General features: G+C 63.0%; 19 protein-coding genes, 1 tRNA gene and 1 pseudogene. 3 read left to right on the forward strand and 18 right to left on the reverse strand.

The features are described 5' to 3' along the window. Positions 1–25: 25 nt before the first annotated feature. From ACSSV3_RS12140 to ACSSV3_RS12170, 7 genes are read right to left on the reverse strand one after another with little or no spacing between them, the layout of a single operon-like run. Positions 26–457 carry a hypothetical protein gene (locus ACSSV3_RS12140; protein WP_354326223.1) on the reverse strand — a complete coding sequence of 144 codons (432 nt, stop codon included), beginning with the start codon at positions 455–457 and terminating at the stop codon, positions 26–28. Next, entirely contained in the window at positions 450–1784 is a 1335-nt protein-coding gene (locus ACSSV3_RS12145; protein WP_454184812.1) for a FliI/YscN family ATPase, read from the reverse strand. The genes ACSSV3_RS12140 and ACSSV3_RS12145 overlap by 8 nt, the downstream gene beginning before the upstream one ends. Further along, complete coding sequence (locus ACSSV3_RS12150) at positions 1781–2407, reverse strand: FliH/SctL family protein (RefSeq protein WP_354326225.1); 627 nt, start codon at positions 2405–2407, stop codon at positions 1781–1783. Before ACSSV3_RS12150 ends, ACSSV3_RS12145 begins: the two co-directional genes overlap by 4 nt. Further along, entirely contained in the window at positions 2391–3419 is a 1029-nt protein-coding gene (gene fliG, locus ACSSV3_RS12155; RefSeq protein ID WP_354326227.1) for a flagellar motor switch protein FliG, read from the reverse strand. The genes ACSSV3_RS12150 and fliG overlap by 17 nt, the downstream gene beginning before the upstream one ends. Further along, positions 3416–5050 (reverse strand): flagellar basal-body MS-ring/collar protein FliF, encoded by a 1635-nt coding sequence (gene fliF / locus ACSSV3_RS12160; protein WP_354326229.1) that lies wholly within the window; start codon positions 5048–5050, stop codon positions 3416–3418. The genes fliG and fliF overlap by 4 nt, the downstream gene beginning before the upstream one ends. Before the next feature lie 3 nt (positions 5051–5053). Then, positions 5054–5413 (reverse strand): flagellar hook-basal body complex protein FliE, encoded by a 360-nt coding sequence (gene fliE, locus ACSSV3_RS12165; RefSeq protein WP_354326231.1) that lies wholly within the window; start codon positions 5411–5413, stop codon positions 5054–5056. Next, complete coding sequence (locus ACSSV3_RS12170) at positions 5410–6669, reverse strand: sigma-54 interaction domain-containing protein (protein WP_354326233.1); 1260 nt, start codon at positions 6667–6669, stop codon at positions 5410–5412. Before ACSSV3_RS12170 ends, fliE begins: the two co-directional genes overlap by 4 nt. A gap of 268 nt (positions 6670–6937) precedes the next feature. Between ACSSV3_RS12170 and ACSSV3_RS12175 the strand changes: the two genes are divergently transcribed. Together ACSSV3_RS12175 and ACSSV3_RS12180 are read left to right on the forward strand one after the other, a co-directional pair. Next, positions 6938–7768: a flagellin N-terminal helical domain-containing protein gene (locus ACSSV3_RS12175; RefSeq protein ID WP_354326234.1), complete on the forward strand. Its 831-nt coding sequence runs from the start codon at positions 6938–6940 to the stop codon at positions 7766–7768. Between the two features lie 167 nt (positions 7769–7935). Further along, positions 7936–10869 carry a DUF2339 domain-containing protein gene (locus tag ACSSV3_RS12180; protein WP_354326235.1) on the forward strand — a complete coding sequence of 978 codons (2934 nt, stop codon included), beginning with the start codon at positions 7936–7938 and terminating at the stop codon, positions 10867–10869. 9 nt (positions 10870–10878) lie between these two features. Here ACSSV3_RS12180 and ACSSV3_RS12185 read toward each other — a convergent pair whose 3' ends face one another. Together ACSSV3_RS12185 and ACSSV3_RS12190 are read right to left on the reverse strand one after the other, a co-directional pair. Next, positions 10879–11490, reverse strand: coding sequence for an LON peptidase substrate-binding domain-containing protein (locus ACSSV3_RS12185; protein ID WP_354326237.1), 612 nt, complete (start codon positions 11488–11490; stop codon positions 10879–10881). Between the two features lie 11 nt (positions 11491–11501). After that, on the reverse strand, positions 11502–12431 hold the full coding sequence (locus tag ACSSV3_RS12190; RefSeq protein WP_354326293.1) for a tetratricopeptide repeat protein: 930 nt from the start codon (positions 12429–12431) through the stop codon (positions 11502–11504). 230 nt (positions 12432–12661) lie between these two features. Between ACSSV3_RS12190 and ACSSV3_RS12195 the strand changes: the two genes are divergently transcribed. Beyond that, positions 12662–12736, forward strand: a tRNA-Gly gene (locus ACSSV3_RS12195). 440 nt (positions 12737–13176) lie between these two features. Here ACSSV3_RS12195 and ACSSV3_RS12200 read toward each other — a convergent pair. The 9 genes and pseudogenes from ACSSV3_RS12200 to yihA form a co-directional block, all read right to left on the reverse strand. Continuing rightward, entirely contained in the window at positions 13177–15432 is a 2256-nt protein-coding gene (locus ACSSV3_RS12200) for a copper-transporting P-type ATPase (protein WP_354326239.1), read from the reverse strand. Continuing rightward, positions 15429–15728, reverse strand: coding sequence for a hypothetical protein (locus ACSSV3_RS12205; protein WP_354326240.1), 300 nt, complete (start codon positions 15726–15728; stop codon positions 15429–15431). Before ACSSV3_RS12205 ends, ACSSV3_RS12200 begins: the two co-directional genes overlap by 4 nt. 65 nt (positions 15729–15793) lie before the next feature. Then, the gene (locus ACSSV3_RS12210; protein ID WP_354326241.1) at positions 15794–15937 is read right to left on the reverse strand and encodes a hypothetical protein; all 144 of its coding nucleotides are present in this window, start codon (positions 15935–15937) and stop codon (positions 15794–15796) included. 115 nt (positions 15938–16052) lie between these two features. Next, positions 16053–17300: an MFS transporter gene (locus ACSSV3_RS12215; protein WP_354326243.1), complete on the reverse strand. Its 1248-nt coding sequence runs from the start codon at positions 17298–17300 to the stop codon at positions 16053–16055. Positions 17301–17408: 108 nt separating this feature from the next. Beyond that, positions 17409–19796 (reverse strand): TonB-dependent receptor, encoded by a 2388-nt coding sequence (locus ACSSV3_RS12220; RefSeq protein WP_354326244.1) that lies wholly within the window; start codon positions 19794–19796, stop codon positions 17409–17411. 1 nt (position 19797) lies between these two features. Next, complete coding sequence (pgmB, locus tag ACSSV3_RS12225) at positions 19798–22098, reverse strand: beta-phosphoglucomutase (RefSeq protein WP_354326295.1); 2301 nt, start codon at positions 22096–22098, stop codon at positions 19798–19800. A 207-nt stretch (positions 22099–22305) separates the two neighbouring features. Beyond that, positions 22306–22809 (reverse strand): annotated as a pseudogene (locus ACSSV3_RS12230) (hypothetical protein); the annotation flags it as partial. A gap of 165 nt (positions 22810–22974) precedes the next feature. Then, positions 22975–23967, reverse strand: coding sequence for a LacI family DNA-binding transcriptional regulator (locus ACSSV3_RS12235; RefSeq protein ID WP_354326246.1), 993 nt, complete (start codon positions 23965–23967; stop codon positions 22975–22977). Positions 23968–24436: 469 nt separating this feature from the next. Beyond that, entirely contained in the window at positions 24437–25123 is a 687-nt protein-coding gene (gene yihA / locus ACSSV3_RS12240; RefSeq protein ID WP_354326247.1) for a ribosome biogenesis GTP-binding protein YihA/YsxC, read from the reverse strand. Positions 25124–25126: the final 3 nt, after the last annotated feature.

Consider the following 25126-nt stretch of genomic DNA (forward strand, 5'->3'; position numbering starts at 1 on the left):
TATCCTATGTTTGGGGTCAGGCCGCTCACTTGCTTTGCAACTTGCGTGCCAGCGCCGATGCCTCGTGCTCGGCCGCGCGCCGCGCCTTGGTTGCATCCAGCGCCGCGCGCGCCTCGGCTTCGCGCTCGGCCAGACGTTTGGTGCGGCTTTCGGCCTTGGCGAGGGTTTCGGCCTGCCAGACGCTCTGGCGCGCCGCGTCGTGCGCGGCATTGCCAGCGGTGGCGGCGAGCTGCGTCAGGCTGGCGGTAAACGCCGCCCGCCCGGTCAGCGCCGCTCCGGTGGTTGTCCCCGGCTGGGCTGCGCTGATGGCGACCAGCGCCTTGCTCTTGTCTGCCAGCGCATGGCTGCGGGCTTCGGCCTCCAACGCCTCGGCAAGCCCGCGCAGCGCCTGCTTGCGCGCGACGTCGGCAATCAGCGTCTGGCGTTCGATCAGCGCCAGTCGGCGCGCCTCACGCATCGCCTGGTGCCATTAACCTGAGCAGCGCCTGATGACTGGCGGCGAGCGGTTCGGCCGCGCCGCGTGTCTGGGTGAGGAAGGCGTCGATCACGCCGCTCAAGGCCAAGGCCTCATCCAGCAACGCATCGCTGCCCGCACGGTAAGCGCCCATCAGCACCAGATCGCGGTTGTCTTCGCGCGCCGCGATCAAGGCCCGCAGGCGCTGCGCGGCGGCGGCGACATTTCGCGGCACCAGATCGTCCATCACCCGGCTGAGCGAGGCGGGCACATCAATCGCCGGATAATGCCCGCGCTGCGCCAACGCGCGCGACAAGACGATATGCCCGTCGAGAATGGCGCGCGCGGTATCGACCACCGGATCATTGGCATCATCGCCGTCGGCCAGCACGGTGTAGATCCCGGTAACTGCGCCCCCGGTGCGTGCCGAATTGCCCGCGCGCTCCACGATGCGTGTCACCGCCGCCAGCGCGCTCGGCGGGTATCCGCGCGCCGCGCCGGGTTCTCCCAGCACCAGCGCCAGTTCACGCGCGGCGTGGGCCACGCGGGTCAGGCTGTCGAGGATCAGCAGCACGCGCTTGCCCTGCGCCCTGAAATATTCGCCAATCGCGCTGGCATATTGCGCCGCGCGCAGCCGCAGGTTGGGGGCGTGATCGGCAGGCACCGCGACCACCACGATCCCGCCGCGCCGATGCCCCGCCATGTGGCGGTTCACAAAGTCCGAAACCTCGCGCGCGCGTTCGCCGATCAGCGCGACCACGATGACATCGGCCACCGCATGGCCCGCGATGGTATCGACCAGCACCGATTTGCCGACCCCTGATCCGGCCATGATGCCAAGCCGTTGCCCGACCCCCATCGTCGCCAGCGCATTGATCGCGCGCACCCCGCAATCGAACGGCACGTGCACGCTGGCGCGCTCCAATGCGCCTTCGCGCCTGCCGGCCAGCGGCCATGCCTGTTTCAGATCGAGCCGCGGGCCACCATCGATCGGATCGCCCAGCGCATCGACCGCGCGGCCGAGCAGCGCGGGGCCAACCCGCACCTCGCCCGGATTGCCCAGTGCGCGCACCCGCGCTTGTGGATGCAGCAGCATCGCATCGCCCAGCAACATCATCAGCGAATGCCCGGCGCGAAAGCCGATCACTTCGGCGAGACATTCAGCGCCCGCATCATTTTCAATCGCCCCCAGCGAACCGACCGGCAGCGGCAGGCCCGCGACTTCGATCAAGCCGCCGTCGCAAGTCACCACCCGCCCGGTCAGCACCGGCCCGCTCGCCACCGGGGCGGCGCGCATCCGGGCGAGGTCAAGTTGCAGTTCTCCGATCATCCGCGCACCGCTGCGGCAATCGCACGGCGCCATTCGGCCGGGCCATCGCTGACCGCACCTTCCGGCCCGGCGATCATCACCGCGCCGCGATCCAGCACCGGATCGGGCATGACCTGCCAATCCCCCAGCGCTGCGGTATCGAGAGTGGTGAGGTCATCGGGGTGAAGATGCAGCGTCAGCGCTTCTGCCGCCCCTCCAATCCGTTTGGCCGCCGTGTGGCAGCGCGCCAACAGCGCGTCCTTGTCAATCGCGCACTCCGCCAGCGCGGCTTCGCACAGCGCAATCACCGTTTCAGCCAGATCATCGGCCAGCACATCGCGCGCGGTTTCATCAATCGTGCGAAACGCCAGCCGCAGCGCGCGTTGGCGTGCCGCCGCCGCTTCGGCCTCGGCCTCTGCCGCCGCGCGTCCGGCGGCCTCGCCATCGGCAAAGGCGCGGGCCAGCGCATCCTCGCCGGGGTCAGGCGCGGGTGCCAAACGATCATCCGCAGGCGCGGCAGGCTGCGCCGCGCCAAACACGAATGCCTCACGGAACTCTGCCGGTTCGTCCAGCAACGCCAGCCAACCCGGTTGCGCCGGTCGCGGCTGTTCCAGCGCGCCCATCCACTCAGACGAATTCGCCACTGCCGCTTCCAATCATGATCTCTCCGGAATCGGCCAGTCCGCGCGCAATTTCGACGATGGCACGCTGCGCTGCCGCTACTTCGCTCTTGGCGAGGCGGCCGCGCATCTCGATTTCGTCCCTGACGCCGTCCGCCGCGCGGCTCGACATCGCGGCGAAGAAGGGGGTGCGCTCGTCCTCCTTGAGACCTTTGAGCGCATCGACCAGCTTCTCGCTGTCGACATCGCGCAGCAAGCGGCCCATCGCCATCGGATCGAGTTCGAACAGCATTTCGAAGGTGAACAATTCTTCCTCGATGCGCTCCGCCAGCGGCGCATTGCGACCGGCAATCGATGGCAGCACCGTGTGGCGCAGTTCGCCTGCGGCCAGGTTGATGAGGTTCGCCGCCTCGCGCGGGCCGCCCAACGTCAGCGCGGCGGTGCCAAAGGTCGCGCCGATGCGCTGGGTCAGCAACGTGTCGATCGTGGCAATCGCCTGCGCTGAAATCGCACCGCTGCGCGCGACGCGTTCAACCACCAGCGATTGCAGTTCGGCTGGCAACATCGCCAGCACTTCGGCCGCCGGTTCGGGGTCGATCAGCAGCATCAGCGCGGCGATCACCTGCGGGTGTTCATCCAGAATCAGTTTGACCAGCACCGTCGGTGCCAGCCAGCGCGCCATTTCCAGGCTGCGCGGGGCCGTATCGGGCTCAATCCGCTGCATCATGCTTTGCGCGCGCGTGGGGCCAAGCGCCTTGTCTAGCAGGGTGCGCACCCGATCACCGCGCCCGCGTTGGGGCAGCATTTCGCGCGCCGCCTCGCCGACGAAATCAGCCAATGCTTCGGCCATGCGGCGCTGGTCAATCTCGCCCAGCGCCATCATCGCCGCGCCGAGCTTTTCCAATTCGTCGGGCGAAAGCCGGGCCAGCAGCCCGGTCGCTTCATCATCGCCCAATAACATCAGGAACACCGCGGCGCGGTCAATCCGGTTGAGCAGCGATGGCGACGCTGCGGTGATATTGGCCTGTGCGCTCATGATGCGCTCGCTTCGGGGTTGGCGGGGGCAGGGGCTTCGAGCATCCGCTGCAAGGCTTCGACCGCGCGTTCGGGCTGGCTCACCGCGAGCCGCCGCGCGAGTTCGACCTGTTGCGGCAGATCGCCCATCGCAGCGCCATTGCCCTGCGCGGTGAGCATCGGGGTGCGATTATCCGCGTCGTCAATCGCGGGCCCATCGGCAGACACCGCACGATCACCCTTGCCGCGCAGCTTGCCGATCAACGGGCGCACCGCCAGTAGCAGCACCAGCAGCACCGCGATCAACGCCGTGCCATAGCGCACCAGCATCGCGAACCACGGTTCTTCGTAAAAGGCGGGGGCTTCCAGATTGGCGGGTTCAAACTTGCTCGCCACCACTTCGATCTGGTCGCCGCGCTGGGCACTGGCACCCACGGCGGCGCTGACCAGCGCTTCAAGCTGGGCGGCGGTCATCGGCGCGGCCTTTTTCAGCGCCGCATCGCTGACCGCAACCGCGACCGATAATTTGGTCAATCCGCCGGGCCGTGAACTGGTGACAGCAACCTCGCGCCCCAGTTCATAACTGCGCTGGGTCGCGGTTTCGGTGTCGGTCGGGCCGGGGTTGGCAGGCGGCGCGGCGGCACCGGGCTGCGGCGGGCCATCGACCAGCTGCGCATCGGGCGGCGGAACATTCGCGGCCACGCCGGGCACCCCGCCCACGGGCGCGGCTCCGGTGCGGGTCGCGTTGCGTTCGCTTTCATTGCGAACCACGCCTTCTTTTTCATAGGTCTCGCGCGCGGAAGTGACTTCGGTCTGATCGAGTTCGACCTGCACCTGCGCGGAAAAATTGCCTTCGCCCAGCAAGGGCAGCAACAGGCTGTCGACCTGTTCGCGCAGCTTGGCTTCGAATTCGCGCTGGAGCATCAGGCTTTCGCCTTGCTGCTCACGCGGGTCGGATAGCAGACGGCCATTCTGATCGACCACGCGCACCGCATCCGCGCTCAGGCCCGGCACCGACCCTGCAACCAGATTGACGATTGCTTCGACCTGGCTTTGCGACAGGCTGCGCCCGCTCACCAGCCGTGTCATGACAGATGCGCTGGGCGGATTGTTTTCGCGCACGAACACCGATCGTTCGGGCGTGGCTAGGTGGACGCGCACGCTTTCGATCCCGTCAATCTCGCGGATGGTCAGCATCAATTCCCGTTCGCGCGCCAGCCGCAGGCGTTCGCCCTCCAGCGTGCGCGACGTGCCGAGCGGCATCGCGTCGAGCATTTCAGACGCGCCTTCGGGTGCGGCGATCCCGGCATTGCTGGCAACCACCATCCGCGCGCGGTAGAGATCATTCTCCGATACCGACAAGGCACCGGTGGAATTGTCGATGGTGTAATCGATCCCGCCCGCGTCGAGCGCTTCGACCACTTTGGCGCGTTCGCCATCGGATAGCCCCGAATAGAGCAGCCGGTCGGGCCCCTGAGAAATGCTGATCCACAGCATCCCCGCCGCCGCCAGTGCGCCCAGCCCGGCCAGCGCCGGAAGCGCGCGTGATAGCGCGGGTTGCTGCATGAATGCGGCCAATGGCGGCGGCAGCATCGTGCGCCAGTCAGCCGGGCCGGAAGGCGCAGCAGGCACAGCAAGGTCGGTATCGGCCATTGGTTAGCCCCCCATCCGCATGATATCTTGATAGGCAGACAGCAGTTTGTTGCGCACCTGCAAGGTGGCCTCAAACGCGACGCCCGCTTCCTGACGCGCCAGCATCACCTGCGCGATGTCAGTCACCTGCCCGCGTTCATAGGCAACCTGCATATCGCCCGCGCGCATCTGCACCGCGTTGACCTTGTCCAGCGCCGTGGTCAGCGTGCTGGCAAAGCCCGCGCCGGGGGCCTGCGTTGGCGCGCCAAGCTGCCCGTTCTCGCTCGCCGCGCGCACTTCGCGCAGGGCATTGCTGCGCTCCAGCACCTGCTGGCGCAGCGCCATCACATCCTGCACGCCAAAACCGGAGCCAATCCCGCTCATGCCGCGCCTCCTGCGGCGAGCATCCCCGCGCCGCGCATCGAGGCAAGGCGGTAACGCAAGGTGCGTTCGGAAATGCCGAGGCTGCGTGCGGTTGCGGCGCGGTTGCCGGCGTGATTGGCCAGCGTATCCATGATCGCCCGCGCTTCCGATGCGAACGCCACGTCCGACAGCGAACGCGCCATCATGCCCCGCGCCGGGGCCTCGCCTGCGCTGTTATCGATTACTGGCCGCACGGCGGTGTCAAACACGATATGTTCGGGCGCGATCACGCCTGCGCCATCGGCCAGCAAAATTGCGCGGCGGATGACATTTTCCAACTCGCGGACATTGCCGGGCCATGCGTGCGCTTCGAGCAGGCTGAGCGCCGCGCGGTTAATCCACCCCGGCCGCCCAGGCGCTGCCGCATGGCGCAGCAGCATTCCAAAGGCGAGCGCGGCAATATCGCCGGGCCGGTCGCGCAGCGCGGGCAGGGTCAAGGGGAAGACATTGAGGCGATACAGCAGGTCTTCGCGGAAGCGCCCGGCTTCGACCTCGGCAGAAAGATGCCGGTTGGTGCAGGCGATCACCCGCACATCAACCGTGGTCGGACGGGTTGCGCCCAGCGGCAAGACCTCGCCTTCCTGCAACGCGCGCAGCAGTTTCGCCTGCAAGGCCAGCGGCAATTCGCCGATTTCGTCGAGCAGCAGCGTGCCCTTGTCCGCCGCGCGGAACAATCCTTCGCCCGCATCAGACGCGCCGGTAAACGCGCCCTTCTTGTGGCCAAACAATAGCGCTTCAAGCATAGCTTCGGGCATCGCGGCGCAATTGACCGCGACAAACGGCCCATCGGCGCGCGGCGAAAGACGGTGGATGAATTGCGCCAGCACTTCCTTGCCGGTGCCGGTCGGCCCTTCGAGCAGGACGGGAATATCGCTCGCCGCGACGCGTTCGGCCAGCGTCAGCAGCGCCAGCGATTGCGGATCGACCGCAATCGGCCAGCCGCCCTGCGCCGAAACCGCCATCAACGCCGCGCGCGCATCCGCCAGCGCCGCCGGATCATAGCTCAGCGAGGCGCGCTGCGGCCCGGTCAGCGCCAGCGCTGGCGTATCGGAATGCGCCAGATCGATTGCCATCATCCCGCCGCCCGCCCGCGCTGCCGGAGCGCCCAGCACAATCCGGTCACGCTGCCAGCGCCCGCCCATCAGCGGCACGGTCATCCCGATCAGCGTCGTATGGCCGGTATTGGCGCGCGCTGCGGTGCTGGCTGGTGTTGTCATGATCGCCCCTGTTGTGAGTTAACGGCAAAACAATGCCGCCGGGACGCTGCAGATATGGCAAATTTAAGCCCTCGTAGCATCACCTAGCCGATGGGGTGATGGGCGAAGACAAACACCGCGCCCCGATCCGTACGGCACCCATGGGTGCTGACAGGTCGATGAAACACAATGATATTCCGGCAGGCTTAAACATCCCGGCAGGCAACCGCTCTATTGGCCAGCAGCGACGGGCCTGTTCGTCCTGCATGACCATTCGGGAGTTTGAACAATGTCTGTAATCAACACCAATATCTCGGCCCTGCGCGCAACCAATGCTGGCGTTCAGGCTAACAACATGCTCGGTTCGGCGATGGAACGCCTATCGACCGGCAGCCGTATCAATAGCGCATCCGACGACGCCGCCGGGCTTGCGATTGCCGCTTCGATGACCTCGCAAATCCGCGGCATGGCGCAGGGCGTGCGCAACGCCAATGACGGTATCAGCCTGGCCCAGACCGCTGAAGGCGCGCTCAACGAAGTGACCAACATGCTCCAGCGTGTTCGTGAACTGGCCGTGCAGGCGGGTTCGGACACCTTCCGTGATACCGACCGCGCCAACATCCAGATCGAAGTTGACGAATTGACCGCCCAGATCGGCCAGGTCGTGGCGAATACCGAATTCAACGGCGTTGCCCTGTTCGATGGCACGACCACATCGGTCACGATCCTTGCCGGTGCGAATGATGTCGATACGGTCGATCTTGCGCTTGCCGATCTGACCGCGCTGACTTCGGGCGGCGGTGTGGCCGGTTCGTTCAATGTCTCCGGCGCTGATGGTACTGCGGCGCGCGCCGCGCTGACCAATATCGACGCGGACATCGCGACGATCTCGACTTCGCGTGCCACGTTGGGTGCCGGTCAGAACCGCTTGGAATCGGCGGTGAACAACCTCACCAATGTTTCGACCAACCTGACCGATGCCCGTTCGCGGATCATGGATGCCGATTTCTCGGCGGAAACCACCGCGCTCGCCAAGGCGCAGATCCTCGGCCAGGCATCCACCGCGATGCTGGCGCAGGCCAACCAGTCACAGCAGAACGTGTTGTCGCTGCTGCGGTAAACCCCGCTCCCTCCCGCTCCCCCCAAGCGGGAAAGCAAGCCCGGAGCCGCAAGGTTCCGGGCTTTTTGCTTGCGGGAGGGAGTGTCGCGTCCTGAAAAGTTGATGCCCTGCCAGAAAGTTAGTGATTGCATATCAGCGGCGGCTCGGTGATTACGTGCAGCGGGGCCATGGATTTTTTCTTCATCCTTCTGTTCGGTGGACTGATCGCGGCCTCGTGGGTGCGGATCGGCAAGCTTGAACGCCAAGTCTACGACCTTTCGCGCAAGCTTGATCGGTTGCGCTTCGACCCTGCATCATCCGCGCCTGCCAGTGACTTTCCCGCCCGCGAGGCTGAGCCTGCGCCCGTAATCGGGGAGATTGCCCCTCCTCCGCCGGAGCTGACCCCCGCGCCGCTGGGTACAGAACCAATTGTGCCAGCCGATCCGTTCGCCGCCGAACCAACCAGGGCCTATGCCGCCCCGTCTGATGAGGCGATGGTGGCCGAACCGCCCCGCGGCTTTGCCTTCGATTTCGAGGATATCTTCGGACGCCAGCTACCGATCTGGGGCGGCGGTTTTGCTTTGGCGATCGCCGGAATATTCCTTGTCCGCTTCGCGATTGAGGCGGGCCTGATGACCCCTATGGTAAGGGTCGCATTGAGCTTCATGTTCGGGCTGGCATTACTGGCGGGGGCAGAAGCGGCGTTCCGGCTGGAAGGCCGCCTGCGCGATCCGCGTGTGCGGCAAGCGCTGGCCGGGGCCGGGCTCGCCACGTTGTATGGCGCATTCTATCTGGCGGGCACGGCCTATGGCCTGATCGGCGCCGGCACTGCATTCGTTGGGCTGGCGATTGTAACGGCGGCGGCGATGGCGCTGTCGTTCCGGTTCGGCTTGCCAAGTGCGGTGATCGGGCTGGTCGGCGGGTTTGCCGCGCCGCTGCTGGTCGATAGCGATAGCGCCAATGTGCCGCTGCTATCGTTCTACCTTGCGCTGATCACAGGCGGGCTGGCGTGGAGCGGTCAGGCGCAGCGCCGTCCTTGGCTGGGATATGCCGCGCTGGCCGCCGGGCTGGGCTGGGGCGCGCTGATGATGTTTGCGGGCGTTTCCAGCAGTTCGGATTTCGCCGCGCTGGGGGTCTATCTGATCGTGCTGGGCACGGTTTTGCCCGCGCTCCTCCATTCAAGGAATGCCGGTCCGCGTCTGCCGCACCTTGCTGCGGGCGCGCTGGCGACTTTGCAGATGGCGGTGCTGGTCAGCACTGCCGGGTTCGCGCCGCTGACCTGGGGGCTGTATCTGCTGATCGCCGCAGGCCTGGCCGGACTGGGTTGGCGGTTCGATCCGCTACGACTGGGAACGTTGGTGGCGGCAGGGCTGGGGTTGTGGCTGCTGATCATCTGGCCCGAACCCGATACGCAGTTCTATGCGCTGGTGGCCGCGGCAATGGTGGTAATCTTCGCGGGAGTGCCGCTCGCCCATCAATGGCTCGGACGGTCCAAACTGCTCGATCTGGCACAACTGGCAGCGGTCAGCCTGATCATGGGGATCGTCATCTATACCCGCTATGGCAGCTGGGGCGCGCAGGCGAGTGAGCCGGTGCTGGCGGCGGCGATGGCGGGGCTTGCGTTGCTGCCGGGCGCAGCCTTCGCGCTGTTGTGGCGGCGGGGTGAGCAGGCTGAGACGCGCAAGGCGCTGATCCTGCTGGCACCCGCAGCCTTGCTGGCGTTTGCGGCGCTACTGCTGCTGACCCCGGCTTGGCTCGCCCCGGTGATGGCGGCGGCGGTCTGTGCGCCGCTATTGCGGTGTTACTGGCGGCGCGATGCGCTGGCGCTGCACAGCGCGGCATGGGCGGGCGCGGCAATAACGCTGACCGCTATGGCGGTGACGCCGGGATTCGCAGCCGAAGTCTCCCACCTTGGTGACATGCCGCAGGATACCGACATGCTGCGTGCGGTGATCCGCTGGGCTGCCGCCGCCGCGCCTTTTGCTGGGTTGGCGCTGATCGCCCGCCAACCCGCAGCACGCGGCGTGGGGGAGGCATTTGCCGTCGCGCTATTCTACGGCGTGATCGCCCAGATCGTGCCGAGCGCGCCGCTGGCATGGATCGCCGCAGCGGGGGCAGCGGGGCTATTTCTGATCCAGCCCGCCCGCAGCGCTGCGTGGACGGCTGCACTCGCCATCACAGCAGCGTGGGCGCTGGTGCTGCTCGCGACATGGGCGACCGCCGGATTGCTGGCGCTGGTCGGTAACCCGTTCCTGGCCGATGCCGTCATCGCTCCGGCTGACCTGGCATTGCGCATCGCGCCGCTGGCGACGGTGCTCGTGGTGCTGGTCTGGAAAGGGCAGGATCGACGGATCGATTTCCGCGCGGCGGTGCGAATCGCGCTTGGCCTGATCGGCGGGATCGCGCTGCACAGCCTTTACAAACAGCTGTTCGCCATCACCTCGCTGTTCCAGTTCGAACATTACGGCATGGGCGAACGCAGCATCTGGCAGGCGGCGCTGGTGCTTGCTGCCTATGGCGCGGGGCAACGCCTGCCTGCGGCTGTGGGGCGCCCGGTCAGCCTTTGCCTGATCGCCGCCGCACTACTGCATTTTGGGTGGTTCACGCTGGCGCTGCACAATCCGCTGCTGAGCGTGCAGCATGTTGGGCCGACTCCAATCGCCAACTGGCTGACGCTCGCCTATTTCACTGCCATCGCCGCGCTGTGGCTGGTGCAGGTACAGTGGGCGAATGCCCCGGCGGCGGTGCTGCACGCCATTGATGCGGTGACGATGGCACTGCTCTCGTTGCTGGCCTATTCGCTGCTGCGGCAGGTGTTTGCCGGATCGGTGCTGACGTCGCGCACGGTCGGTCAGGCCGAAAGCCTGCTGATCTCGCTGCTCGGCATCGTGCTGGCGCTCGGTTTCTTGTGGTGGGGATCGTGGCGGGCCTTGCGCAGCTGGCGGATTGGTTCGCTGGTGCTGATGCTGGCCGCAGTGGTCAAGGTGTTCCTGATTGACGCCGCCGGGCTTGAAGGGCTGTTGCGGATCGCCAGCTTCATGGCGCTAGGCTTCAGCCTGATCGGGATTGGCTGGGTGTACTCGCGCCAATTGTCACGCCGGAGCACCGCCGACGCCGGATGACGATCCTGCTTATTGCAGCGTCACGATTTCCTCGCCGCCATCGGTGCGGCCATAGAACTGCATCAGTTGCACCAGCAATTCGCAGCGGTCGGTCAGTGTTTCTGCCTCCAGCAACGCCTGTTTGCTCGCCGGATCGAACGGGGCGATCTGCGACACCCCGTTGATCAGCGAGCGATCATCCAGCCGCTCCACCGAATCCCAGTCGACGCTGTATCCTTGCGCATCGGCAAAGGCGCGCGCCTCACGTTCAAACCCGCCGCGCTGGGCGTGGGTCAGGGTTTCGTCCTCGTCCTCGTCATAAATATCCGCCTCGATCTGGCGGAATGCGGTGGTGACCTCCAGTTCGCGCACCAGCCGGAACCGGGCGACGCCTTCCAAGGCGATGTTGTAGCGCCCGTCATCCATCGCCTGCACCTCACCAATCCGCCCGACGCAGCCGACGCTGAACAGCGGCGCGCCTTCGATGGCACGCTGCGGCTGAATCATCGCGATCTGCCGGTCACGGATCAGTGCATCGCTGACCAGCGCACGATAACGCGGTTCAAAGATATGTAGCGGCAGTTGCATTCCGGGGAACAGCACTGCGCCGGTGAGCGGGAAGATCGAGAGGCGTCTGGACATGACCGCTGCGCTCAACCGAACAACACGCGCGACAGACGGCGGCGGGTTGCGACCACCCATTCATCCTCAAGCCCGGTCGCTTCGAATATCTTGAGCAGTTTTGCGCGCGCCGCGCCTTCGTTCCACTCGCGATTCGTGGCGACCATCGCCAGCAGCGTATCGGCCGCCTCATCGCGCGCACCAGCGGCAAAGGCAGCCTCGGCAAAGGCGAACTGCGCGTCCATATCGTCAGGCTTTGCAACAGCGGCGGCGCGCAGGGCGGCAAGCTCGCCATCATCAACCCTGGTGCCTGCCAGTTCCAACGCGCTTTTTGCGCCTGCGATTGCTGGATCGGTGGCAAGCCGCGGATCGGCGTCAATCACCTGCATCACCTGATGCGCCTGATCGACCTCACCCAATTGCACCAGCGCGCGCACCAGCCCGGCGTGGGCGGGGGCATTATCGGGCGCGAATTCGGTGATCTGGGCAAAGATGCTCGCCGCGCGCTGCGGATCGCCTGAGGACAGTGCCTCGTCACCCAGCTTGATGAACTGCGCGATCTCCTCTGGCGAAGGCCCCTGCGGCGGCGCAGCCCCGGCGGCACCCGCCTGCACTGGCAATTGCGTCAGCAACTGGTCGATAGCCGCCTTGAGCTGCGATTCGGTGCGTGCGCTGGTCAGATCGGCGACCGGCTGGCCCTGAAACATCGCATAGACCGTCGGGATTGATCGCACCTGGAACTGCGCGGCGATGAATTGTTCTTCATCGACATTGATCTTCGCCAGCACCACGCCCTTGTCGGCATATTCACCCGCGACCTTTTCCAGCACCGGGGTCAGCGCCTTGCACGGCCCGCACCATTCGGCCCAGAAATCAACGATGACGAGGCTGGTCTGCGACGGATCGACCACGTCCTTGCGGAAGCGTTCGACCGCTTTTTGTTCGTCGATGCTCAGTCCCATGCTGGCCAATGGAAAGCTCCTGTGTCTTGCTGTGTGGCTGCGTTGTTGCTGCCCCAATGTGGGGCGTTCGGCGCAGATGTGAAGCGGGCAATCCGTGCTGGCCGCTCACAGGCCTGCGATCAAGCCCCAATTGGCCCAATTTTGCGCTTGCAGCCCCGACAAGGCACTGCTAATCGCGCCGCCTCTCCGGCAGATACCGCGCTTGTTCCGGTTTCTGCCAGCGCCAGTGAGCGGGCGTAGCTCAGGGGTAGAGCACAACCTTGCCAAGGTTGGGGTCGAGGGTTCGAATCCCTTCGCCCGCTCCAAATTTTCTCAATAAAAACATGGATTTATGCCAGTTGGCGAAGGACTGTCGGCCTCTCGATTTGCGCTGGTCAACACCTGGTCAACACCGTTTCATATTGTGTTGACCGGTGAACTCAATCTGTCCTTGAAGAGGGGAAAGCCTTCCCCTGAGCCCGAGCCGCTGCGCTATCTCGGCCTACCCCTTCGTGCGGGAGACCCCGCAACGTCCCTCGAGCTGGAGCGGGGCTGTCGTCGCGGCTCTGTCCCGCAAGACCTTCTGCCCTGCTCTTAAGGGCGCGGTGTTTCATACGCAGGGCCCCGCACGCACGCTGCACCTGCGGGCATTTCTTATTACGCGCCAGCCGGGAAAGCCGACAGGCTTCGGCTTTCCGCCTGCACGAGCAGGTTTCCAGTTGCCGCCTCCTTCAGGGTGCTGCCTCCTGTCCATTATGCTTCCCTCTCAGATGTTCGCGCTGCGCAGGCGCAGCGAGTTGGTAACGACCGAGATCGATGATGCGCTCATCGCGAAGGCTGCGAACATCGGGCTAATGAGGATGCCGAACACGGGATAGAGCAGTCCAGCCGCCACCGGCACGCCCGCGGCATTGTAGATCAGCGCGAAGAACAGGTTCTGGCGGATGTTGCGCATCGTCGCCCTAGCCAGTCGGCGCGCGCGCACGATCCCGTCGAGATTGCCCTTGACCAGCGTGATCCCCGCGCTTTCGATGGCGACATCCGCGCCTGTGCCCATGGCGATGCCGACATCGGCCTGTGCGAGCGCGGGAGCGTCGTTGACGCCATCACCGGCCATGGCGACCTTGCGCCCTTCGCGTTGAAGCTCCTCGATGATGCGCGCCTTGTCTTGTGGAAGCACGTCGGCGCGGATCTCGTCGATGCCGAGCCGCGCGGCGACGGCCCGCGCAGTTCGCTCATTGTCGCCGGTTGCCATGATGATGCGAAAGCCAAGCTCATGAAGCGCCTTGAGCGCGGCTGGCGTTGTCTCCTTGACCGGATCGGCCACGCTGACCAATCCGGCAACCGCGCCGTCCAAAACAACGAACATCACCGTTTCGCCCAGGTCGCGGTGCGCATTGGCCTTTTCGGTCAATTCGGCTGCCTCGAGTCCCAGGTCGGTGACGAGCTTGAGATTGCCGAGGGCCACGCTCTTGCCGTCGACCACGCCCTTCACCCCCTTGCCCGTGACCGCCTCGAAGTCACTGGCCTCACCCAACGCCACGCCGCGTTCCTGCGCGCCCGCAACGATCGCTTCGGCTAAGGGGTGCTCCGAGCCCTTTTCAAGCGTTGCGGCAAGGCGGAGCACTTCAGTTTCATCGTGGCCCTGTTCGGGCAGCACGGCAATCAGCCGCGGCTTGCCTTCGGTCAGCGTCCCGGTCTTGTCGACCATCAGCGTGTCGACCTTTTCAAAACGCTCCAGCGCTTCGGCGTTCTTGATCAGCACACCGGCCTGCGCGCCGCGCCCGGTGGCGGTCATGATCGACATCGGGGTGGCGAGCCCAAGCGCGCAGGGGCAGGCGATGATCAGCACGGCGACGGCGGCGATCAGCGCATAGGACAGCGCCGGGGCCGGTCCCCAGAGCGCCCATCCGATAAACGCCAGCGCAGCAAACCCGATCACCACCGGCACGAACCAGCCCGAGACTTTGTCCGCATATTTCTGGATCGGCGCGCGCGAGCGCTGGGCATTCGCCACCATCTCGACGATCTGCGACAACATGGTGTCCGCACCCACCCGCGTTGCCTCCATCGTCAGGCTGCCGGTCCCGTTGATCGTAGCCCCGGTCAGCAAATCGCCCACATTCTTTTCAACCGGGATTGGTTCGCCGCTGATCATGCTTTCATCGACCGATGAGCGGCCGTCCACAACCACGCCGTCAACCGGCACCTTGTCGCCGGGGCGCACGCGCAGACGGTCGCCCGCCTGCACATCTTCAAGCGCGATGTCCTCCTCGCTGCCGTCAGCCCGGATCACGCGCGCCGTCTTGGCGGCAAGGTCGAGCAGCGCGCGGATGGCCTTGCCCGTGCCCTCGCGCGCACGCAACTCCATCACCTGACCCAGCAGCACCAGCGTGACGATGACCGCCGCCGCTTCGAAATAGACCCCGACATGGCCCTCTGCATCGCGGAAGCCATCGGGGAATATGCCCGGCGCAAGCACCGCCACAACGCTGAACGCCCAGGCGGACATCACCCCCATGCCGATCAGCGAGAACATGTTGAGGTTCAGCGAACGGAACGAGTTCCAACCCCGCACCAGAAACGGCCAGCCGCACCACAGGACGACCGGCGTGCCGAGAGCAAATTCGATCCAGAGCGTGTGCCGTTCGCCGAGGATATCCCTGACGCCGCCAAGGCCGAGGTATGGCCCCATGGTGAAGATCAGCAGCGGCAGTGTCAGCACCGCACCGATCCAGAACCGCCGGGTGAAATCCACGAGTTCGGGGTTGGGGGCATCTTCGGCCATCGTGGCGGATTCGAGTTCAAGCCCCATGCCGCAGATCGGGCACGATCCCGGCCCTGTCTGTCGGACCTGCGGGTGCATCGGGCAAGTATAGACCGCACCGCCAAAGCCTTCGGGAACCTTGTCATAGCGACCATCGTCGGATGCCGGACTTCCCTGCGTGCCGTGCCCATGATGGCAGGCCTGGTCAGGCGTCGCGCCGTCGGCGTGATGGTGGGCGGGCTTGTGCTCGTTCATCGGACTTGGCCTTTTCTTGCAATCAGATCGGAAACGGCGCGGGCCAGCGGTGCGGCCATCGAAATTGCGTTGCTTGGATGAGGGATGGAATCCGTCGAGATGACTCGCGCGGCGCCCGCCGACAGGATCTCATCATGCGCAGTTCCAGAAAAGACGGCATGAATGACGATGCAGATCGGCGGGCGCGTGCCGCCTTCGCGCAGCCGCTCGATGGCGCGGCTCATCGTCCGGCCCGACGAAGCGATATCGTCGAGGTTGAGCGCCTTGGTGATCGCTTGTATCAATGCCGTGCTCATGAGCATCTGGTTTTACCCGGAATTGATGAGGAACTTCATGAATTAAAAAAGAAACTGGGTTATAGTCAGGCCGCCTTGGCGACGCCCTTGATGAGTATCATCAGCGCCGCATCAAAAACGTGGCACAGCTTGCCGCACTGATAGCGTGATCCGAGCAAAATCGCGGTCTGATGCCTCGAAAGCGCCAGCGTAGCATTGTGGCGATGCAAGGCTGGCGATTCAGCAAAGTACAAATTGCCTTGTAGCCCCCTCTCATATCAGCCCGCCATCGCTTTTTCTGACACGAAAATGCACCCTAACACATGAAAGCAGCCCGACAAAACCCTAGCCTTTTGCGGCCAACTCCTGACGCCCGCCCAGTCGCTTGAACAGCGATACCGCTAAAAGCAGCAAGGCCATCGGCACTAGCGAAAGGTAGAAGGCAACCTGCCCGCCAAGGGCGGCGAACACTTGCCCAGTGATGTATGATCCCGTGGTTCCGCCCAATGCCGAAAAGACCACGATCAGCCCGGTCATCACCGCATGATCCGGCGGTGGGAGAGCTGATAGAACCCGTGAATTGATGACGGGATAAATCGGCGCAAGAAATAGTCCCACTAGCGGGAGAATGAAGGCCGCAATTGGCGCATTCGGCCACGTCATTTGCGGATCAGGCATCAGGCCGCGCGTCAGCGGCAGGGTGAGCAAAACCAGCAACGCCATCATTGCGATGCAGAATATAATGACCTTGTACCAAGACACCCGGCGCAGCACGAATCCTGCACCGAGTCGCCCCGCCGCTATAGCTGCTGCAAAAAGGCTGGCGGCCATCACACTCATCGCCTGGGGCATGTGCAGCACTTCATTGTTGAATGTTGGCAACCATGTGCCAATCGCCTGCTCCACAACGACATAGAGGAAAGCTGACAGCAGAAATGCCAGCACCAAGGGTTGCAGCGCCAGCGTGAAAATGGCGGTGAAATCTTGGCTGGGCGCATCGTTCATCGGGCGCGCGGCGCTTTCATCCAGCGGGGTTGTGCGGACGACTATTGCTACCACCGCAGCGGCAAGAGCGAGTAACCAATAGACATTCAGCCAGCGCAGACTCGCCGGAGACGTGCTGTCAATGAAGGCTCCAAACAGCCAGTATCCCGACAGGACGCCAACCATGAACAAACCTTCGATTGTGCTGATCAGGCTTGCGTGATCAGCCTTATCGCGTGCCACTAGCCCGACCATGGCATAGGCCGAAACCTTGATCAGCGCGAAACTCGCCCCGGTGACTGCGAACAGCAGCTTGGTAGTGGCGAACGATGGGAGCAGCGGCATAGCAATGCAGGCCACGCAAACCATGGCAGATGCCAAAGCCATACTGTTGCGCAATCCAAAGCGCGGAAGGAACGAGGCCACCAGGAAGCTGACAAGCGCAATCGGCAGATCTTTGAACGCCTCGAGTATCGCGGCGCTCGATTTGGTTTGGCCGAGCGAGGCAATCGACTGCAGAATCACAGTCCCTACGCTGTTAAGCAGCACTGCGAAAAGCATGTAAGCCAGTATGATCGCAACGATCACGCGGGTACGGCTGGCCGGCATCGCTTGTCCTTCCTCAGTTTGAGGTATGCAAATCCACCAGGGGGAACCAAGCCCCCTGGTGGATGCGACCCGAACGCAAGAAGCTTTCGGGAATTATCAGCGTACTGATCAGAAATTGAACTGTGCGCTGAAGGTAAATGACTGGCCGAGGATCGGCCGTGCGAGGATTGGGCCTACGCCCTGCGAACCGATCACGCGCGGATTACCTTCGGTGATTCCATGCGAATCCAGAAGGTTGTCAGCCGTAACCATTAGCGTCAGCCTATCATTGACCACCGCCGAGATGCCGGCATCGACCTTGGTATAGGACGGCAGGACCTGGGTATTGAGATTGTCCGAGAAGCGCGAGTCAACCCATTGCGCCGATCCGAATAACGTCGCTTCGATACTGCCCAGTTGTGCCGTATAGGCAGCACGTCCGCGTGCCTGCCATTCGGGCTGCCGTTCCAGCTGATTGCCCGATGCATCGACCGTACCACCCAGCGCAAAGAAATTGTCATATTCCGCGTTGAGATAGGTAAGGTTGCCACCCAGACTCAGGCCTTCAATGGGCCGCAACTCGCCTTCCACTTCGACCCCGATGGCACTGGCCGACCCGACATTGGGGATCGGTGCGCCGTTGACGATTTGGGTGTTTTGGATACCACTGAAATCATTATAGAACACCGTTGCAAACAGGCTGTAAACCGGTTTGCTGATCTTTAGCCCGCCCTCGATAGTGTCGATTTCCTGCACTAGCCGCAGCCCATCGCGAAGCTGGTCGAACTGCGGGAAGCTGTTGCCCCGACTGTAACGCAGGAATGCGCCGACATCATCGGTAAAGGCATAATTCGCGCCTGCAGTCCAAGAGGCCTTGCTTTTCGAGAACTGGATGTTCGAGAAGGTGCCGTTGAGCACCGCATCGTCATTATTGAACAACGTATCGGGATCGCCATCGGTATCGACGCCGAAATCGTTGTTTTCAAGGCTGCCGGTCACCTCGTGGCGGTGCCAGCGGATGCCCGCATCGAGCCGCAACTGATCGTTGACCTGCCATTCGTCCGACAGGTAGGCCGCCACGTCCTCACCATCGTAATCGGCATTGACGTTGAAGAAGGAGCCGCGCGTAAAGCCGTTGCGTGTCACCGGGCGGCCGTCGTCAAGCGTCATGTTGAGAACGCGCGGATTGCTGACCGCTTCGAGCAGCAGGAAGTTGCCCAGATTCCAGCGATCGCGCGAGGAGAAGGAGGCGTAATAGACCCCAGCAGTCAGCGTATGCGAGCCGAACTCAAAGTTCAGACCGTTCTCGGTCGTAAAGGCTTCTAGGTCTTTGTCGACCCGCCACGCGCCCACTTCGATAACAGCATTACTTTGGTCAAATGCCCCGCCGCCATTGACAAAGGTCACGCTACCAACACCTGCGCCTGAACGCGAGGCGATCTCCGCAACGCTCGTCGGCGCTCCTGCGGGAACCAGCCCGCGCGTGTCGGCCGAACCGTTAAGGTAGCTGGTCTTGGAAAACAATGAGATGGTATCCGACAGCGAATAATCGAGATCGAAACCAAAATTGACCAGATTGGCTCCGCGACCTTCCGACTGATCGATCGTCACCCCGTCATTGGGAATGGTCAAGCGTGTTTCGGGGCTATTGAAAGTGCCCGTCCCGCGTTTGAATCCGGGGAAATCCGCAAGGCTGCCGTCAGCGTTCTGGATGATCGGGATCGGTAAGAGCCATGCGCCTTGATCATTGAGATAGCGGCCCCATACGGTGATGTTGCCATCGCCAAAATCATGCGTAACGTTGGCGCTGATCTGGCCGCCTTCCTCAGCGGTAAAACCCGCATCACGGATCCCGTCGCCCGAATGGTAATAACCGCCGACCATGAAGCCGGTATCAGGGCCGAGCGGCCCGCTGATCACTGCATCGAAGCGCTTGTCACCAAAATCGGTTACGCCCGCCTTGATCAAGCCTTCGAAATCCGGCCCGCCGGTTACGGGAATTATATTGGCGGTAAGGCCAACCTGCCCGTTCGAGAAAACCTGCGCCGGGCCACCGCGCACCGCTTCGATCCGCGAAACGGTTTCATCGATCCGGAACAGCTGCGAGTTTTCCAGGAAGGAAAGCGTTGGCGGCGGGAAGGCTGGCGAGCCTTGATACTGGAAAGTCACGAATTCGGCATCGCCGCCACCTGGGAAGCCGCGCACGAAGATGTTCGCGCCGTTTTGCCCGCCCGAACTTTCGGACCATACGCCCGGCACAACGGAGAGAAGATCGGCGGTACTGCTAGGGGCGATCTGGTCCATCGCGGCGCTGTCGATCGAACTGATCGCAAAAGCTGCGTCCTGCTTGCGTTGGCCGGAACCGCCGGGTCGCGCGGTGACGACAATTTCACCGGAATACTCAGTCTCGGCTGTTTCGTCTCCGGTCGCAGTATCGGCGTTTTGCGCCTGTGCTACAGCAGGAAACAGGAAAGTAATTGCGGCTGCCGAAGCCAGCCATTTTGTTTTATAGCTCATCTTATTTCTCCAGCTTCAATTGGTCACGTTCTTCAGGGGTAAGGGCTGTGGTCAGTACCGCGACATCAAGCGCAGAAATTTCGGAAACGACGCTATCGGCTGCTGCCAGTGCGTGGGGGCTGCCGACTCCAATAGCCCGCATTCCGGCACCCTTGATCGCAGCGATTCCTGCGGCGGCATCTTCCACCCCGACGCAGCGCGACGGATCGCAGCCGAGCTCTTGTGCGGTAGCGAGGAAGATTTCCGGATCGGGTTTGCCGCGCTTGATCGTTCCTGCATCGGTGATCGTGTCGAACAGGTTTTCTATGCCCAGCGCCCGGACCACGTCGCGGGCATTGCGGCTGGCCGATGCAAGGCCGATTTTTAGGCCTGCGGCGAGGCAATCGGTAAGCAATTCGCGCGCGCCCGAGAACAGATCGTCCGGGCCATAATGGGCAATCGCTTCGCGGTAATATTTATTCTTGCGCGTCATCATTTCTTCGCGTGTCGCTGCATCCGCCGCGACGCCGGCCGCTTCGAGGATCAAAGCCAGCGATGCTGGACGATCGACGCCTTTGAGGTTCTCATTGAAGTGCTCGTCGAAGGGCAGGCCTTCTTCGTCACACAGCCGCTTCCATGCTTTGAAGTGCGCTTGCGCCGTATCGGTCAGAACCCCGTCGAGATCGAAAATCACGGCATCAACCATCGAGCGGAGCAGAACTGTTCCAGCGGCGCTCGGCACCACTTTGCGGCCATGATCGAGGATCAGCGGCAGATCACCGGAGATGAGCCGATAAATGGTTTTGTCGGCGCTGACATTGATTTCCAAAAGCGCGCCGCGCCAGCGCAACCGAAAACTGTACGATCCCCAGCTGTCTGGGCAAGTTGGACGGAAGTGTAACCGTCCCTTGACGATCCGCATTCCACCCCAGCCCATCGCAAGAACCAGCCAGCTACCGGCCATTGCTGCCATGTGCAGCCCGTGATGCGTGTTGCCGTGCCGGTTCTCGAGATCGACATATGCAGTCTCGTGGTGATAATCGAGCGCCTGCGCCGCTTGGCCCGTTTCCGCTGAAACGATGGCAAATGCAGTGGCTGACAGCGTGGAATCATGCGTGGTCAGCGGGGTATAATACGCAAGGTCTCGGCGCTTGGCCGCAAGCGGCACGTCTTCGCCCGCCAGATGCATGGCCTGCACCACATCGCCCTGCTTGCACAATTGATGCCGGAACAACTGCAGGGGGTGGTGGTGAAGCAGAAGCGGAAAGCGATCACGCGGAAGATCAGCGAAGGGAAAGACAGGTTTGTCGAGGAAACTGTCGTCTTGCGGATGGATTCCCAGCGTCTCGTCAAGGGGCAGCCACATCGCCGCCGAGGCCGCGCGCCATTGCTCGACTTCGCGCGGTGTTAGCGAAAGTTCTTCTGTCAGGGCGCGAAAATGCTCGGGATCCTCCTGCTCCATTTCGCTGGCCAGCGTTGCTGCAAACGCCAAATGCCGCGCAGCCATGGCATTGGTGTAATAATCATTGTCGACCAGACCGGTGTATTCATCCGGCCCCGTTACGCCATGGATTGTAAAGGCACCCCCTCGGCGCACATTGAAATGCCCGATTTCCAGCCAAATGCGCGCGGTTTCGAACAGCATCGGCGCTGCATCGCGCACCAGATGCGCATCACCAGTAGCCTCGCGATAGAGGTTTAGCGCATAGGCGATATCGGCATTGATGTGGTATTGTGCGGCCCCGGTGGGATAATGTGCTGAACACTCATCCCCTCCAATCGTGCGCCAGGGATAGAGCGCTCCGCTGGCGTGACCCATCTGGCGCGCATTGCGTCTGGCGTTGTCGAGCGTGCCAATGCGGTAGCGCAGAATTGGCGCAGCAAGTTCGGGCGCGAGAAAGGCCAGCGCTGGCAAGACGAACACTTCCGTGTCCCAGAAATAGTGCCCTTCGTAGCCTTCGCCGGTCAGGCCCTTGGCGGCGATCGAGTGCCGGTTGTCGCGGCTGGCAGATTGGTAGAGATGGAACATCGCCAGACGAATCGCCTGCTCCATTCCGCTGTCACCCGAAATTGCGATGTCGGCACCTGCCCAGAACCGCGCCAATTCCGCTTGCGCTACCTCTGCAAGCCCGCCCCAGCCCGTCGTCCGGTTGTGCTGGAGAAGCTCTCGTGCCCTGTCCGGGCCATCGGGCCCGAAGGCATAGTGGACATGCCGCTCCACCATTCCTTCGGCACCATCGTCCAGAGAGAACAGTGCAGTGGCGTGGCCATCATCAAGGATGAGTTTGCCTGCAGCGGGATCGATGTCGATCGCTTGCACCATTGCCAAATCGACGGCCTGCGCGCCATCGCCGGCGCGAAAACAGGCCTCAACCCCACTCTCGTCCAGGCTGATGCGGCGGAGCGGCGTGGCGCGATTGAACCGGGGATCATCAACCGCGGCCGGGTCGGCCCCTTGGCATTCGAGTGGAAAGCTGAGCGAGATATCCGCGCTTCCGCCCGTTACCCGCAGCCGGATCTGACTGGCGCAATGCGCGCCGGCTCCTGGCGCGACGAGACGCAAGACAGTGAGATGGAGGATACGATCCTGATCAATACGCCAGCTGGTTGTGCGGTGAAGAATCCCATCGACGAGGCCGAGCTTCCGCTCGAATGCCAGCGGGGCATCCCCACCCGGAACGAAGGGCTTGCCATCGATTTCCAGCGCGATTTGAACCGGACTAGGTGCCGCAAAGCGCATGTCCGAACTGGTAGCGAATCCGGTGAAGCTTTCATGATAATGGATCGGGTTGGCGATGTGAGCATCGGAAAGGATCGCTGCATGATCCCCCGCTAGCTCGTCGAGGCCGCCGCGCACGCCGAGAACACCATTAGCGAGTGCGAATACGCTTGCCCGAGAGGACTCCTCCAACATATCGAAGCCCGTCTGGCAAAGATGCCAGACGTCAGCATCTGCCGCAGGAATGCGCGCCTTATCCAACAATGCCCTCTCCATAATGCGTTTCCGCAGGGCCGTTTGCATGGCGAAAACCATCCATCGGCACTTCTATGCGGACGACATGAACGCATTATGGTATCGATGTCAAGATATCGATGTCATTTTCATGGTACGGATATCATAACTCCCAAGCAGTCAGCCGGAAAATCTGCTGTTGGCATTTTAGGGCTTGCGGATAGGTGGGTATTTCACTCGGTCGATTCAGCTCGATCTTACGATAAGTTCCACTGGCATTTCTTCTGATTCGGCATGTTCACCTTGAATCGCGGCGAGCGCCTTACGCGCCAACAACCTGCCTCCCTCATTCCAATGCTGGCGCACCGTTGTAAGCGCGGGGACGAAAAACGAGGCGCTTTGTGAATCGTCGAAGCCGATCACTGCCACATCTCGCGGAATGCGCCGGCCTACTTCAGCAAGGGCGCGGATCGCGCCCATGGCGATGGCATCATTGCTGGCGAATACACCATCGATCTGGTTGCCATGCTGGTTCAACAGTTCCTGCATCGCATCATGGCCGGCGACAAAGCTGAATTCGCAAGGAACAGTGCCCAGCAGCGTCGCCCCATTGTCTAGCAACCTTGATGTGAAGCCCTCATGCCGGTCAGCGACTTCGGCATGTTCGGTATCCCCTAGGAACACCAGCCGCTTGCGTCCCAATAGCTCCATCCTGTCTGCGGCGAGAACTCCGCCATCTCGATTGTCACTCCCTACAACCACATGACGGCTGTCGGGTCTGACCGCGCCCCAGACCACCAGCGGAAGACCCAGTCTTTCGATATCGGCCACCGCATCATTATGCATTCCCTGGCCGAGCAAAATGATTCCGTCGACCGCCCCGGGTGCAGCGGCAAAGGTGGCGAGCGTCGACAGGCTGAGCGTAAAATTCGCGCTCGACAATTCCTGGACAATCCCACCGAGCAACGCCAGCGGATATGGTTCGCTCATCGGGCGAGTACTTGATGGGGTCATTTCGACCACGACTGCAATCGTATTGCTGCGCTGGTGGCGCAGGTTCCGCGCTGCTTGGTTGAGGCGGTACCCAGCCTCCTCGGCGATGCGAACAATCTTCTGGCGTGTTTCGTCGCGCACCGCGGCGCTGCCAGCCAATGCGCGCGAAACCGTGATCGGAGAAACGCCCGCCAATCGGGCAATATCGGCCATGGTCAGGTTGGCGGGCATCTTGGCTTTGGGCATGGAATGCGTAACCTGTTGCAATATATCGGGAGTGCGGACGGAATAGAAGAGGTGCATACACCCTGCGACAACGCATATGCAATGCTCGGTACAGCCGAACCAGTGCTGTTCAATGTTGCTCGTCACTGAAGGCGGCTGCCCATCTGTCCTCCTGACGACTGCTTTCCCGCATGGGTTGGTGTCGACCAGTCCGCGGCGGACAGCGAAGCTGCACATGGCGGAGAGGTCGCGAAAGGCCTTGCGTGCCGCACCAGGTCCGCCGCGCACGACGATACGTTTGCGGTGACCGAGTTTCTGGTCCTTACGCGATTTTCCCTGTTCGACATCGCGAACGAAGCCTCGATATCTCAGGCGGTCAGTTCCATGATCCGCTTGGCTTCAGCCCCTTCGCATGATCCTACAGGCGTCAGCCGGTCACTCTCAGCCTTCGGTCCGGTGCGCTTCGATGTTCGCTTTGGCCGCAGGCAGCCTATCCCGCCCAGCCTTCACCCAAGGCATCGCTGACAACGGCGGCACGCAATGCCGCGATCCCCATGCCCTTTTCGGCGCTGGTGAGGTGCAATTCGGGGTAGGCGGCGACGTGTTTTCTGATCTCGTCAGCAGTGCGATTGGCGACTGCTTCCAGTTCGCTTGCCTTGATCTTGTCGGTCTTGGTCAACACCACGCGGTAACTGGCAGCGGCTTCATCCAGCATCGTCATCATTTCGCGATCGGTATGTTTCAGCCCGTGGCGGCTATCGACCAGCACCAATGTGCGCGCCAGCACCGCCCGTCCGCGCAGGTAGCTTTTGACCAGCGTTTTCCACTTGCCCACGACCTTCACCGGTGCCTTGGCAAAGCCATAGCCGGGCATGTCGACCAGCCGGAACAGCGGCAGCGGGTCGCCTTCTTCGGGCCGCCCGACATCGAAAAAGTTCAATTCCTGCGTGCGCCCCGGCGTCACCGAAGCGCGCGCAATCGCCCGCCGTCCGGTCAGCGCATTGAGTAGCGATGATTTCCCAACATTGCTGCGCCCGCAAAACGCGATTTCGGGCACCACCGGATCGGGCAGGAATTGCAGCTGCGGCGCGGACAGCAGAAAATCGACCGGCCCTGAAAAGAGCTTGCTGGCCGCTTCCTCGCGCGCGGTCTGTTCGGATTCGTCCTGCACGGTCACGCG

Source organism: Porphyrobacter sp. MBR-49 (assembly GCF_053628655.1).